The organism is Allocatelliglobosispora scoriae (genome assembly GCF_014204945.1).
Lineage (GTDB): Bacteria > Actinomycetota > Actinomycetes > Mycobacteriales > Micromonosporaceae > Allocatelliglobosispora > Allocatelliglobosispora scoriae.
Genome location: NZ_JACHMN010000001.1, coordinates 397,691 through 410,588, shown reverse-complemented (window position 1 = coordinate 410,588; position 12,898 = coordinate 397,691). Strand labels below are relative to the sequence as shown.

The window sequence follows — 12,898 nt, the reverse complement described above, 5'->3', positions numbered from 1 at the left end:
TGATGACACGATCACTTCGGACCGCCGGGCTCGTCGCGACAGCGGCGCTGCTGGCCGCCGCCGGGCTCGTCCCCGCCTCCCCCGCCCACGCCGCCGCGCTGACGGTCGACGTCTCCTGCGAGTCGCTCGGCCACTACGCGGTGCTCTGCGAGCGCACCATCGCCGGCGGCGTCGCGCCCTTCAAGACCCGCTGGTACTACAACGGCAACTACTTCGCCGGCCAGGACGACAAGGCCTTCACCAGCTGGTCCTGCACCCTGAGCGGCCCCAACTCCTACAAGGCGACCGTCACCGACGCGGTCGGCGCCTCGGCCACCGACACCAGCGGCGTCGGCTGCCGCAGCGGCAACCCGTAACGCGCCCCCCTGGCTTGCGCTTGATCGCGCAGAAAGCCGGAAACAGGCTCCTCCGAGGCGGGAGACAGGGCGAGTTTCCGGCTTTCAACGCGATCAAGCCCCGCAGGCGCCGCGCTCAGGCGCGGGCGCGCGCACTCGGGCGCCGCACCCGCCCCGCCAGCACCGACGCCGGTGCGGCGAGGATCCAGACGTACTGGGCGGCCGACGGGCTGGCGAACGCCACCGGGATCGACAGGGCGAAAGGCGCCAGCGCCACCGCCGCCCCGGTGATCATCCGGCGTCCGGTCCCGGCGGGCAGGTCGTCGCGCCACAGCCCGTCGCGCTGCGCAGTGACCACCAGCAGCGTGTAGACCGCGCCCCAGCTCAGCATCACCACCGCGTAGAAGACCACCCCGAACGCGGTGTCGGGGCCGCCGAGGACCTTCGTCGCGAACGGCACGACCACCACGACGAGCAGGCACGCCAGGTTGACCACGAGCAGCCGGCCGCTGGCCCGGTCCACCCGCTGGAAGAACCGGTGGTGCTGGAACCAGAACAGCCCGATCACCGCGAAGCTGATCAGGAACGGCACGTACTCGTCGCCGAGGTGCTCGGTGAACGAGTGCCACAGCTGCGAACTCGTGTCGCCCTGCGGGACCGGCAGCTCGATCGCGAGCAGCGTCATCGCGATCGCGATCACCGCGTCGGAGAAGTAGACGGTCCGCTCCAGGCTGAGCCGGACCAGGGGTCGGTCTTCGGTGTCGGTCACGGCGCCATTATCGCCACGTGATATCCATATGCGGCTCTGGAAACGCCATTTTCCGCAGCAGTGCTCCTATGTGGAGGACACGTGAGAAGGATTCTCGCCGCCGGCATCGTCGCCGCGCTCGTGACTGTCACCCCCGCGACCGGCGCCGCGGCCCCGGCGGGCCCGTCCCCCGCCGCCCGCGCCGCGCAGGCCGTCGGGGCCGACCCGGCCGATCTGCGCTCATCCGACTTCGACGGGTACGCCGTCAGCCGCACCGTCACCGACCCCGACGGTGCCCGGCACACCCGCTATACGCCCTCCCCTGAAATTCGCGTTGATCAAGGGAAGACTCGCCATCCGGGGTGTCCGATTCGCGGCGAGTCTTCCCTTGATCAACGCGAATTCGGCGGCGGGTCGTTGATGATCTTATGTGACACGCGGTACCGTGTCGGTATGACAGAGGAGCATCGGCGGCGGATGACGATCAGCTTCCCGGCGGATGTGGCCGAGATCCTCGAGGGCGTGCCCAACGCCTCGGCATACATCACGGCCGCCGTGCGGCGGCAGGCCAAGCTGGGCCGGTTGCACGAGGTGCTCGGCCGGCGCGGCATCACCGTCACGCCCGAGGGCGTCGCCCGCGCCGGTGACCGGCTGCGCGCCGCCGAGGGCCTGCGCCGGGCCGCGGCCGAGTGACGATCCGGCTGGTCCTGGACACGTCCGCGCTCACCGCCTACCTCGCCGACGACCTGCGGGCGATGGAGATCGCCGAGCTGCTCGTGACCGTCGCCGAGGACGACGGCATCACCGCGTTCCCCGCGCTCTGCGTCATCGAGGCCTACCGCACCGCCACCCCCGAGCAGCGGCGGCGCCTGTCCGACCTCGCGGCCGACGACGACGGCCACACGGTGATGCTGCCGGTGCTCGCCGCCGACGTCCCGGCCGTCGCGGAGCTGCGGCTCGGCCTGACGCTCGACCGGGCCCAGGCCGCCGCAGAAGCGCTCAAGCACGGCGTCGTCCTGGGCACCTACGACCCCCGGGGGTACGCCGCCAGCACCTTCCCCGCCGACAGCATCCTGGAGCTGTGAACCGACCGTTTCACTTCTCGTAGTAGATGTCGGCCGCCTCGTCCACCTTCGACTTCGGCGGGGCCTTGATCCCGAGCTTCGTGCCGTGGCCGCTCAGGTCGGTCGTCATCGTCAGCGCCGGACCCTTGGCCGCCTGCACCTCGATGGTGATCGAGGTGACCCACCCCTGCGCGTTGGTCGTGGCGGTGAAGTCCGCGGAGTAGACGCCCAGCGAAACGATGCTCGGCGCGCCCAGCGGGATGAAGGGCTTCAGCCCGCTGGTGGCCGGGCTGAACGTGCCCTTGTACGCGTTCGGGCCGCTCTGCTGCACCGTCCCGATCATCGAGGTGAACTTCACCAGGCCGGTCGGGTCCGCCATGTCGAACCAGACGAGGCTGTCGGGCTTGACCCGGCTGAGGTCCAGGTGCACCCACGTCTTGTCGGCCAGTGCCCGGGCGTAGCTGTTCGCGCCGACCACGATCCGCTGGTCGGTCTCGGTCTTCTTGCCGTCGTTGCTCTTCGTCGTCGACTCGAACAGCCGCGCCACCGGGTCGAACGCGCCGGTCGCCTGCACGCTGGCACCGTCGGGCAGGTCGCCGCGCACCGCGTACCGGTAGGGGGCGCCGTTGGTCCGCCGCAGTGCCTGCAGGAACTCCTCCTGCGCCGGGTTCGGCGTGGGCGAGGTGGTCGGCACGCCCGGGTGCGGCAGCGACCGGGCGGGCTCCGGTTCGTCGGCGACGCATCCGCCGGTGCCGAGCAGCACGCCGACAAGACCCAGTGCGAGCAGGACGTTTCCCCGTGCAGCCATGTGTCGCAGACCCCCGTCGCCACCGCCCACCACCCGGCGGACGACGCCACGATAGCCGACGCGATCCGGGTGGCGCTGCCCTGCAACGTCGCGACGCCCGGTGACGGGCGTCGATGGCGTCGTCCAGGGTGGACGACGGCCTGGCTGCCGCCGGGATGCCGCGGCTCAGCGGCAGACGCCCTCGATCGTCTGCTCGAATTCCGGGAACTCCGCCCGGGCCGCCGCGATGACCTCGTGACCGCTCCGACGAGCGTGCGGCGCGTAACGCGAGGCGATCCCGGTCAGCCGCTCGTCGGGCTCGGCGGCCCGCGACGGGTAGGCGACCGCCTCGTAGGGCCCGAAGCCGTCCGCGAGCAGCCACAGGTAGTCGTCGAGGTCGCGGGCGACGACCCCGGTCTCGCCCTCCGACCCGAGGAACACCACCGGCTGCCGCTCCACCGGCGCACCGGCCCGGACCAGCCAGAACGCGGCCTGCCCGCCGGTGCCGTCCATCCCGAAGCACCGGAACTCGGCGCCGTCGAGCTCCGGGTTGCCGGTCCAGGCCCGCCACCAGTCCCCGGTCTCGGCGGCGGTCATGAACTCGTCGTAGGGCTCGAAGTCCACCCCGCCGTCCTCGCGGTAGCGGAACGGCGCCGCGTGGGCCTCGGTCAGCGCCGCGGGCAGCTCGCGGTCCTCGGCGGTCACGGTCACGCCGTCGGGAAGGTACGCCCGAGCAGCGCGAACAGGCTCTCCCAGTGCCGCCGCTCGCCCTCGGCGTCGTAGGCCGCGGTATCGGTCATCGTGTAGCCGTGGGCGGCGCCCTCGTAGAGCTCGGAGGTGTAGCGCACCCCGGCGTCGTCGAGGGTCGCCTCGAGGGTCTTGATCTGCTCCGGGGTCATCGAACCGTCGTTGTCGGCGTGGCCGAAGTAGAGCTCGGCGGTGATCCGACCGGCGCCCCGGTGCGGGCTGTCCTCGGCGTCGGTGACGGTGCGCCCGGCGTGGCAGCTCCCGACGGCGGCGATCCGGTCCGGGTAGGTCGCCGCGGCGATGAGCGCGTTGCGCCCGCCCATGCAGTAGCCGGTCAGCGCGGCGGGCCCGGGTGCGATCGTGTCGAGGTAGTCGAGGTAGGAGCCGATGTCGCGCATCGCGAGCTCCGGGGTGAGCGACGGCATGATCGCCCCGATCGCGGCCATGAGCTGCTCCCGGTTCTCCTGCTTCATCAGCTCCGGCAGGCCGGGGATGAGCGGTGAGCGGCCCTTGCGGTAGAAGACGTTGGGCGCGATGACGGTGTAGCCCCGCGCTGCGATCCGGTCGGCCATCTCCTCGATGCGCGGGCGCAGCCCGAACGCGTCCACGAGCAGCAGCACGCCGGGGTGCGGCCCGTCGCCGTCGGGCTGGGCGAGGTAGGCGTCGGCGACGCCGTCGGCGGTGGGGATGTCGACCATGGTCATGTCGGAAACGTATCACCGGTGGATCGGAGCCCCGCCCCGCGTCACGTTTGCAGCACATCGTGGCCTCGTCGCGCGGAACGGCCACGCTGTGCTGCAAAACGTGACGGGTGGTCGAGCGTGCCCCGGGGCGCGGCCGCGCCGGGAGGCACGGCCGCGCCGGGAGGGGCTACGGCAGGGCGTACTTGAGGCGCAGGTAGTTGTTGGTCGTGGACCGGTTGCCCTCGGTCAGCGCGCTCGGGTAGACGAGGATCTCCGCGACGTCCCCGAGGAGGTAGTTCGTGGCGAGGTAGGAGCCGATGTTGTTGAGCAGCCACGGCCCCGTGGAGACGACCGCGGTCGACGACTTCAGCACCCCGTCGCGGTAGACCCGCAGCGTGGCGCCGTCATAGCGCACCGACAGCGCGTGGAACGCCCCGGTGCTCCCGACGGTCGTGACGGTCAGCGGGATCCCGTTGCCGGTGCCGAGGACCCCGGACTGGGTGGGGTTCTCCCAGCGGAGCTGGTTGTTGGGGTTGGCGCCGATCCCGCCGAGGATGGCACCCGGCGGTGTCGAGGCGGTGCGGCTGTTCTTGCCGACGACGAAGACGGTGAACCTCGTCGGGTTGACGGTGGTGAGGTTCAGCGACTGGGCGCCGCCGAAGCGGACGACCGGTTTGCCGTTGACGACGCCCGCGACGAGGGTCGGCTGCAGCGCGGCCACGGCCTGGCTGGCGTGGTGCGCGGTGCCGGACTGGTCGAGCCAGTTCGTCACCAGGCCGCCGCTGGTGGCGACGCCGGCGTCGGCGCGCAGCCACAGCATGCTGCCGGTGGCCGGGGCCGCGCACGGGTCGTCGGCGAGCACGTTGACGGCGTTCCACGCGGCGTGCACGGTGCGGTACTCGGCCGAGCACCGGCCGTAGAGGTCGGCGGTGGCGGCGAGGGTGCCGACGCGGGCGCCGGCGTAGGTGGTGTTCGACACGAAGTAGAGGTTCAGGGCCCGGTACCAGATCTTCTCGGCCTTGGCGCGGCCGATGCCGATGACCGGTGCCGCGGTGCCGCAGACGGGCGAGTACCCGTACGGGGTGAACCCGGTGCCCTCGGCGAGGTCGAAGAAGAAGTGGTCGCCGACCCCGGCCGCGGCGTGGTTGCCCGCTCCGGCCGTCGCCGGGGACCAGCAGGAGTGCGCGACGCCGTCGAGCGCCGGGTCGAACATGTAGCGCACCGGTTCCCCGGTGCCAAGCATGTCGATCTCCTCGCCGATGAGGTAGTCGCCGGGGTCGCCGGGTGCCGCGGCGGTGAACTCGACGGCGGTGCCCCAGATGTCGCTGCTCGCCTCGTTGATGCCGCCGGACTCGCCGGTGTAGGTGAGCGCGACGAGGGCGTTGGTGTAGCCGTGGCCGATCTCGTGGCCGCCGACGTCGAGGCTGGTGAACGGCTTGGCGTTGCCGATGCCGTCGCCGTAGGTGATCTGGGTGCCGTCCCAGAACGCGTTGTTGAAGTTGCTGCCGTAGTGCACCCGCGACACGATCCCGGCCCCGGACCCGGTGATCCCGGCCCGGCCGTGGACGTTCTTGAAGTAGTCGTAGGTGACGGCGGCGGTGAAGTGCGCGTCGGCGCCGACGGTGGCCTGGTCGGCGAGGGTGCCGTTGCCCCAGATGTTGTCGGCGTCGGTGAAGGTGATGCAGGCGGAGGTGCCGTGGTTCATGGTGCAGGTGCGGTTGTTGCCGTGCGACGGGTCGATCATGGCGTAGCTGGTGGTGAAGGTGGTGTCCAGCGGCACGGTCCCGGCGTAGAAGGTGTTGCCGGTGCCGAGCACGGTCTCGATCTCGTCCCAGGCCTCGATGACGGTGCCGCTGCCGGCGTCGGTCACGACGTGCAGCACCGACGGGGTCTGCTTGTCCAGGGTCATGCCGCGCACGACGGTCTCCCAGGCCAGGCGCCCCGGTCCGGTGGTGGCGTCGATGAGCAGTGTCGGCGTACCGGTCGAGGTGATCTGGCCGGCGAAGGCCTTGCGCGCGGTCGCGGCCGCGTCCGCGGCGGGCACCGCGGGGGTGACGGTGGGCACGGCGAGCGGCGCGGCGAGCCCGCTGGTCGCGCTCTCGAAGGCGCCGCCGGGCGCGGTGTGGACGACGACGTCGCCGCCGCGCACCGCCAACCCCCGGTGGGTACGCGTGAAGCGGACGTGCCCGCCGCCGTCGGCGTCGACGACGGAGCGCCCGGCGGCGAAGGCGTCTCCCGTGGCGGCCTGCACCGCCGGTCCGTGCTGTTGCAGGGCTTTCGCGGCGGCGGCGACCGGCGACGGCGGCGCACCGGCGGCGGGTGCGGTGGTGGTCGACGTCAGCAGTCCCGCGACGAGCAGGGCCGCGCCGATGGACGCGAGGGTTCGCCTCATGGTGTCCTCCCGACTACATAGGCGCCTGCGGCCGGTAGCCACAGACGCCTATGTATATCGAAACTAGTCGAGCATTACGAGGGTCACGGCAGGGCGTACTTCGTCTTGAGGTAGTTCGCCGTGGTGGTGCGGTCGGCGTCCGACAGCGCCGACGAGTAGGCCACGATCTCGGCCAGGTCGCCGGTCATGAAGTACGACGAGTAGTAGGCGCCGATCTGGTTGATGTTCCAGGCGGAGGCGCCCGAGACGGCCGTCGACGAGATCAGCGCGTTGTCGCGGTAGACCCGGATCGTCGCGCCGTCGTAGCGGATGATCAGGTCGTGGTAGACCCGGGTGTTGCCGATCGTCGCGGTCGTGGTCCCCAGGCCGTTGCTGCCGTAGACGAGCGCCTGGGTGCCGTTCTCCCAGCGCAGCTGGTTGTTGGGGTTGCTGCCGCCCGGGCCCAGGATCATGCTGAAGCTCTCCGCGGCGAGGCTGTTCTTGCCCACCACGAAGATCGTGAACGCGGTCGGGGCGATGTTGGCCAGGTTCAGCGACTGGGCGCCGCCGAAGCGCACGACCGGCAGGCCGTTGAGCGCGCCGGTGACGAGGGTGGGCTGCCGGGCGGCGGTCACCATCGTCGCGTGGTGCGCGGTGCCGGACTGGTCGGCCCAGGCGCTGACCTTCCCGGCGGAGGTGGTGACGCCGAGGTCGGCGCGCAGCCACAGCAGCGAGCCCGCGACGGGTCCGCTGCAGCCGTCGGAGCCGGGCACGTTGACCGCGGCCCAGGCGGCGTTGACGGCCTTGTGCTCCACCGAGCAGTTGCCGTAGAGGTCCTTCGCGGCCTGCAGGGTGTACGCGCGGGCGGTGTTGGCCGGCGTCGCGGTGTTGATGTACTTCGTGGTCGAGGTGAAGTAGACGTCCAGCGCCCGGTACCAGATGTTCTCGGCCTTGTTGCGGCCGATGCCGACGACCGCCGGTGCGCCCGCGCAGATCGGCGACGTGCCGTACGGGGTGGCGCCGGTGCCGTTGGCGAGGTTGAAGAAGAAGTGGTTGCCCACGCCCGACGAGTAGTGCACGTCGACGCTGTTGGTGCTCGTCGACCAGCAGCCGTGCGAGGACCCGTCCAGCGGCGGGTTGTACATGTAGCGCAGCGGCTGGCCGGTGCCGAAGATGTCGATCTTCTCGCCGACGTTGTAGTCGCCCGGGTCGGCGGCGACACCGGCGTAGAACTCGACCATGTTGCCGAAGATGTCGCTGGTGGCCTCGTTGAGGCCGCCGGACTCGCCGGAGTAGACCAGGCCCGCGAGCGCCTCGGTCACGCCGTGGCTCATCTCGTGCCCGGCGACGTCGAGCGAGGTCAGCGGCTTGACGTTGCCCGAGCCGTCGCCGTAGGTCATCTGGGTGCCGTCCCAGAACGCGTTGACGTAGTTGGTGCTGTAGTGCACCCGGGAGGTGACCCCGGCGCAGGCGCCGAAGATGCCGCAGCGGCCGTGGACGTTCTTGAAGTAGTCGTAGGTCTTCGCCGAGCCGAAGTGCGCGTCGACGCCCGCGGTCTGCGGGTTCGACGGCAGGCCGTTGCCCCACACGTTGTCGGGGGTGTCGGTCATCGTGGTGCAGGCGCCGGTGCCGCCGCCCATGGAGCAGGTGCGGTTGTTGCCGTGCGACGGGTCGATGAGCGAGTAGGTGTTCGGCGGGGTCGTGAGCGTCGTGTCGATCGCGACGGTGCCGGAGTACATCGAGTTGCCGGTGCCGATCACGGTCTCGACCTCGTCGAACGAGCCGACCAGGTCGCCGGTGAGGGCGTCGGTGATGACGTGCAGCTTCGACGGGGTGACGCCGTCGCGGGCCCAGCCGGCGACGGTGGTCTCCCAGGCCAGGCGCCCGGTGCCGGTGCTGGCGTCGATGAAGAGCTCCTGCGCGGCGACGCCGGTGATCGTACCGGTGAAGGCTTTGCGGGCGGTCGCGGTCGCGTCGGCCGCGGCGACCTTCGGGGTGGTGCTCAGCGCCAGCGGCGCCTGCAGGCCGCTGGACGCGCCGGTGAACGCGCCGCCCGGTGCGGTGTGGATGACGAAGTCACCGCCGTAGACCCGCAACCCCTGGTGGGTACGCGTGTAGCGGACGTGCGCGGAGCCGTCGGCGTCGGTGACGGCCCGACCGGCCGCGTACGCGTCGCCGGTGGCGGCCTTGACCGCTGATCCGTGCTGCTGCAGCGCCTGGGTGGCGGCGCTGATCGCGCTGGCGGAACGGTCCGGCGCGATCGAGGCACCCGACGCGCTGGAGGTGGCTACCGAGGTCAGCATCGCTGCGATGAGCAGCGTGCCGCCGGCGGCCGCGAGGGTTCGTCTCACTTAGTCCTCCCCGACTAATAGGCATCTGCGGCCGGGAGCCACAGATGCCTATGTATATCTAACGTGGATCAACTTGGGAAGATAGTCGGCCATAGATTTATTAAGGCACCGTGAACAACCCCGAACCGCGACGATCTAGGGTGGGCGCCATGACCGTGACCCTGCGCAGCCCCCGCCCCGACGAGGCCGATGAGCTCACCGAACTCATCCTGCGCTCCAAGGCCCACTGGGGTTACGACCAGGACTTCATCGACCTGATCCGGGCCGACATGGCCGTCGACCTCGACTCGCCCCGGCTGCGGCTCGCCACGGTCGCCGAGGTCGACGGCCGCCCCGCCGCCATGATGCTCCTGCTCGACGGTCCGCCCAGCCTGCTGCTCGACTCGCTGTTCGTCGAGCCGTGGGCCATCGGCACGGGCCTGGGCACGATGCTGTTCCGGCTCGCCGTCGACCACGCCCGGATGATCGGCTGCACCGAGATCCGGCTCGCCTCCGATCCCCACGCCGAGGGGTTCTACCTGCGCCTGGGCGCGGTCCGCGTCGGCGAGAACATCTCCCCCACCACCGGCGTGGCCCACCCCCGCCTGATCCTGGCCCTCTGACCGGGGGCGTGCTCGCATCACTGCCCGGTCCCGGCGCCCCGCGCCGCGCCTGCGCAAGATCGCGCTGCTTCCGGGAAGCAAGCCCTTCGGCGCAGCTTGATCGTGTTGTTTCCGGGAAACAGCCCCCTTGAACGCGCGCCGAGGGGACTATTTCCCGGAAACAACACGATCACGGCTCCCCGACGACCCCGAGATCGCCGCAACTCTTCAAGAGTTGGTCCTAAAGGGGGCGGTCCCGCTTAGTCGCGGGCGGCGGTGAGGCGTTGCAGCGAGGCGAGGGCCGGCGGGCCCCAGGTGGCCTTGCCGCCGGGGCGGCCGTGGACACCGGCGTCGCCGATGAGGATCCCGGCGAGGGCGCGTCCCAGCGCCCAGCCGCGGGCCCGGCGCAGGACCGCCGCGTCCGGGGTCGGCCGGTAGGCGGCGTGGAATCGGTCGAGGGCGCCGTCGGGCAGCAGGATCCACGCGGCGGCGAGGTCGCAGGCCGGGTCGCCCGCGCAGAGGTCCCCGAAGTCGATCACACCGCAGAGCGTCCCGTCGGCGGTGAGGACGTTCGCCGGGTGCAGGTCGGCGTGGATCCACATCGCCGGCCCGATCCAGGCGGGCGCGGTGACCGCGTCGTCCCAGACGGCGCGGGCGGCGTCCGGGTCGTCGACCAGCCCGAGCCCGACGGCGGCGTCGAGCATCCCGGTGAACCCCTGCGCCCGGTCGGCGAGCGGGCCGCCGCGGTGCCGTCCCGCGGGCGCACCGTCCGGGGCGGGCTGATGCAGCGCGGTCAGGAAGGCGGCGAGTGACTCGGCCGCGTCCGCCGCCCGCGTGACCGGGGCGCGGTCGGCGGGGGTGCCGGGCACCCAGGTGGTGATGATCCAGGTCCGGGGAAACCGCCCGGACGGTACGCCGATCCGCTGCGGGACGGGGACGGCCAGCGGCAGCCGCGGCGCCAGCACCGGCACCAGGTCGAACTCCTTGCGCAGCAGCGTGTCCGCGTCCGGGGTCGCCCAGGGCAGCCGGACGGCGAGGTCGTCGCCGAGGCGCCACAGCTGGTTGTCCCAGCCCCGCGCGCCCAGGACGACCGGCAGATCGGCGAGGTCGGGGTGCTGGTCGCGGACCAGGTCCCGGACCAGTTCCGCGGTGATCTCGATCTCGTCGGGGCGCATGCGGACGAACTGTAGCCGCACCGCGGGCCGTCCACCGGCGGCGGATCGCCGTCACCGACCGGGTGCGTCGCCCTGCGGCCACACGCACGGCGACGTGCCCACGACGGAGATCTCCCCGACGACGTTGGTGGTCGCGACGACCGCGTACCCGTCGTCGGCCTCGACCGCGACCTCGGCGAGCCGCCGCCCCCGCTCGTCGCGCAGCACCCGGTAGCCGTGGCCGGTCCAGTAGTCGACGAGGCCGTCCAGGACCGTGGTGTCGGCGCCGGGCAGCGTGTACCGGTGCTCGACGGTCACCCGCCCCTTCGGGCCGTGGTCGCTGGGGTCGTCGCACGGCATGGTGGACTTCGGCCCGGCCGTCAGGGTGCGCGGCGGCACCAGCGCCCCGATCGCGGCGTTGACGTGCTCGTCGACCCGCACGGCCGCCTGTTCCGAGGTCAGCGTGGGCTGCATCGGGTCCTCCTTCGCGATGAGGCCGCAGCCGCCCGCGAGCAGTGTCGCGAGCAGCACAGCGGCCAACCTACCGGACCTCGTCATAGTTCCCCGTCGCGATCCGGGCGATGTTGCTGCGTGACTCGTTGCGGGAGTCCCAGTATTCGCTGTGCGCGTGCGGGTCCACCCCGACGGGCACGTCGGTTCCGACCTCGACCGTCGGGCCGCTCCACACCGGGTTGGGCGGGACCGGCAGCAGCGGCACCTGCACCGAGACGTGCTTGGTCGTGATCAGCGGTGTGCCCGGGTCGGAGGTGAAGACGTGGGCGCCGAACTCGTCGCGGCTGGGGTTGAGGCCGTGGATCAGTTCGCCGCGGGCCTCGTTGACGATGACGCTGGGGATCGGGGCGAGCGGGTGGGGCACGACGGCGTACTGGATGGGGTCGTTGGCGGCGGTGGTGGACCAGACGTGGTCGCTGCTGATGCCGAGGTCGCCCGCGTTGTCGACGCCGACGCCGGGGCTGCCGACGAAGATCATGTCGTCGACGGCGAGGCCCTGGTCGCGTCCGGCGATGCCGACGGTCGTCGACCCGTACGAGTGCCCGATGATCGAGTTGTGCGAGGGCTCGCCCTCGTGGGTGATCCGCAGCCCGTCCTGGAACCGCGACAGCCCGCCGGCGGCGTTCTCGGCGTATCCGGGGTTCATCGCGTCGGGGACGATGCTGTCGGGGGCGTCGTAGCCGAGCCACAGGACGGCGCTGGTCTGCCGGGTCGGGTCGAGCTGGTTGGCGTCGGCGGCCATCCGGTCGGCGCGCACGAGGTCGCCGTCGATCTTGGACAGGTCGGCGCCGGTGCCGGGGACGTAGGTGATGACGTTCGCCGACTCGTCGGGGTTGTTGATCGCGACGATGGCCCGCCCGTCGCCGTTGGCGGCGAGCCCGAGCAGGTAGGCGCGGGGGTCGTGTTTCCCGGCGAGCCGGTCGTGCAGGGCGTCGAGGCCGGGGTTGTGCGGGTCCTTGCGCAGCAGCTGCTCCAGCAGGACCCGGTTGGCCGTGTCGCGGTCGGCGGCGGGGATGCCGTCGAGCGCGCCGATGCGCTGCGGCTGGTGGTGCATGAGGTCTTCGCGCTGCCGCTGGGTGAGCCCGGCCCACCAGTCCCGGACCGCGGCCGGGTCCGCGCCGGTGTGCGGGATCTGCGACACCGGGATCCGCTGCGCCGGTACGCCGCCCGAGGACGCGCCGTCGGCGGCGCTCGCACCGCGCTGCTGCACGGCGTGGTGGAGCAGTGCCTGGCTCATGGCGCGCAGCAGGTCGACGGCGGCGCCGAGGGCGGGTGCGTGCGAGGTCTCCCAGTCCGCGCGGGTCTCCTCCGCGTCGGCCCCCGTCCAGTCGGTGCCGTAGAGCTGCCCGCCCAGGCCCGCCCGCAGTTCGTCGATGCTGCCCGCCTGGGCCAGCAGCGACTGGCCGAGCGCGTCGAGCCGGTCGGGGTCGGCGCCGAGATAGCCGCTCATGTCGACAATCTAGACACCTCGGGCGCGGAAGGCCACGGGGAGAACTCCCCTGTGGCCGCGTTTCGCGCAGCGGTCACGTTTTGCAGCAAAGCGTGGCCATGTCGCGCGCCGAGG

General features: G+C 71.8%; 13 protein-coding genes. 4 read left to right on the top strand and 9 right to left on the bottom strand.

Annotation, left to right across the window (positions count from 1 at the left end; genetic code table 11):
* Positions 1 to 2: 2 nt before the first annotated feature.
* A complete protein-coding gene (locus tag F4553_RS01795; protein ID WP_184831220.1) occupies positions 3 to 356 on the top strand; it encodes a hypothetical protein in 354 nt (117 codons plus the stop codon).
* 115 nt (positions 357 to 471) lie between these two features.
* Here F4553_RS01795 and F4553_RS01790 read toward each other — a convergent pair whose 3' ends face one another.
* Entirely contained in the window at positions 472 to 1,104 is a 633-nt protein-coding gene (locus F4553_RS01790; protein WP_184831218.1) for a TMEM175 family protein, read from the bottom strand.
* Positions 1,105 to 1,185: 81 nt separating this feature from the next.
* Here F4553_RS01790 and F4553_RS01785 point away from each other — a divergent pair, with 81 nt between their 5' ends.
* Positions 1,186 to 1,776, top strand: coding sequence for a hypothetical protein (locus tag F4553_RS01785; protein WP_184831216.1), 591 nt, complete (start codon positions 1,186 to 1,188; stop codon positions 1,774 to 1,776).
* Positions 1,773 to 2,168, top strand: a complete 396-nt coding sequence (locus F4553_RS01780) for a hypothetical protein (RefSeq protein ID WP_184831214.1) — start codon at positions 1,773 to 1,775, stop codon at positions 2,166 to 2,168. The genes F4553_RS01785 and F4553_RS01780 overlap by 4 nt, the downstream gene beginning before the upstream one ends.
* Before the next feature lie 10 nt (positions 2,169 to 2,178).
* On the opposite strand, the gene F4553_RS01775 is transcribed toward F4553_RS01780, so the two are convergent.
* The 5 genes from F4553_RS01775 to F4553_RS01755 all read right to left on the bottom strand — a co-directional run bounded on the left by F4553_RS01775 (position 2,179) and on the right by F4553_RS01755 (position 9,086).
* Positions 2,179 to 2,955, bottom strand: coding sequence for a hypothetical protein (locus F4553_RS01775; RefSeq protein WP_184831212.1), 777 nt, complete (start codon positions 2,953 to 2,955; stop codon positions 2,179 to 2,181).
* A gap of 165 nt (positions 2,956 to 3,120) precedes the next feature.
* Positions 3,121 to 3,645 carry an SMI1/KNR4 family protein gene (locus tag F4553_RS01770; RefSeq protein WP_312875059.1) on the bottom strand — a complete coding sequence of 175 codons (525 nt, stop codon included), beginning with the start codon at positions 3,643 to 3,645 and terminating at the stop codon, positions 3,121 to 3,123.
* Positions 3,642 to 4,385 (bottom strand): dienelactone hydrolase family protein, encoded by a 744-nt coding sequence (locus F4553_RS01765; protein WP_184831210.1) that lies wholly within the window; start codon positions 4,383 to 4,385, stop codon positions 3,642 to 3,644. The genes F4553_RS01770 and F4553_RS01765 overlap by 4 nt, the downstream gene beginning before the upstream one ends.
* Positions 4,386 to 4,551: 166 nt before the next feature.
* On the bottom strand, positions 4,552 to 6,756 hold the full coding sequence (locus tag F4553_RS01760) for a M4 family metallopeptidase (protein ID WP_184831208.1): 2,205 nt from the start codon (positions 6,754 to 6,756) through the stop codon (positions 4,552 to 4,554).
* 83 nt (positions 6,757 to 6,839) lie between these two features.
* Positions 6,840 to 9,086, bottom strand: a complete 2,247-nt coding sequence (locus F4553_RS01755) for a M4 family metallopeptidase (RefSeq protein ID WP_184831206.1) — start codon at positions 9,084 to 9,086, stop codon at positions 6,840 to 6,842.
* A 149-nt stretch (positions 9,087 to 9,235) separates the two neighbouring features.
* Here F4553_RS01755 and F4553_RS01750 point away from each other — a divergent pair, with 149 nt between their 5' ends.
* A complete protein-coding gene (locus F4553_RS01750; protein ID WP_184831204.1) occupies positions 9,236 to 9,688 on the top strand; it encodes a GNAT family N-acetyltransferase in 453 nt (150 codons plus the stop codon).
* 239 nt (positions 9,689 to 9,927) lie between these two features.
* On the opposite strand, the gene F4553_RS01745 is transcribed toward F4553_RS01750, so the two are convergent.
* The 3 genes from F4553_RS01745 to F4553_RS01735 are packed head-to-tail and all read right to left on the bottom strand — an operon-like array spanning position 9,928 to position 12,784.
* Positions 9,928 to 10,842 (bottom strand): aminoglycoside phosphotransferase family protein, encoded by a 915-nt coding sequence (locus F4553_RS01745; protein ID WP_184831203.1) that lies wholly within the window; start codon positions 10,840 to 10,842, stop codon positions 9,928 to 9,930.
* Between the two features lie 51 nt (positions 10,843 to 10,893).
* The gene (locus tag F4553_RS01740; protein ID WP_184831201.1) at positions 10,894 to 11,352 is read right to left on the bottom strand and encodes a hypothetical protein; all 459 of its coding nucleotides are present in this window, start codon (positions 11,350 to 11,352) and stop codon (positions 10,894 to 10,896) included.
* Between the two features lie 10 nt (positions 11,353 to 11,362).
* The gene (locus F4553_RS01735) at positions 11,363 to 12,784 is read right to left on the bottom strand and encodes an alpha/beta hydrolase (protein WP_184831199.1); all 1,422 of its coding nucleotides are present in this window, start codon (positions 12,782 to 12,784) and stop codon (positions 11,363 to 11,365) included.
* Between the last annotated feature and the right edge of the window lie 114 nt (positions 12,785 to 12,898).

Coding starts and splice junctions, on each gene's coding strand:
- F4553_RS01795 (WP_184831220.1), top strand. CDS start 3: ATGACACGATCACTTCGGACCGCCGGGCTCGTCGCGACAGCGGCGCTG.
- F4553_RS01775 (WP_184831212.1), bottom strand. CDS start 2,955: ATGGCTGCACGGGGAAACGTCCTGCTCGCACTGGGTCTTGTCGGCGTG.
- F4553_RS01765 (WP_184831210.1), bottom strand. CDS start 4,385: ATGACCATGGTCGACATCCCCACCGCCGACGGCGTCGCCGACGCCTAC.
- F4553_RS01760 (WP_184831208.1), bottom strand. CDS start 6,756: ATGAGGCGAACCCTCGCGTCCATCGGCGCGGCCCTGCTCGTCGCGGGA.
- F4553_RS01750 (WP_184831204.1), top strand. CDS start 9,236: ATGACCGTGACCCTGCGCAGCCCCCGCCCCGACGAGGCCGATGAGCTC.
- F4553_RS01745 (WP_184831203.1), bottom strand. CDS start 10,842: ATGCGCCCCGACGAGATCGAGATCACCGCGGAACTGGTCCGGGACCTG.
- F4553_RS01735 (WP_184831199.1), bottom strand. CDS start 12,784: ATGAGCGGCTATCTCGGCGCCGACCCCGACCGGCTCGACGCGCTCGGC.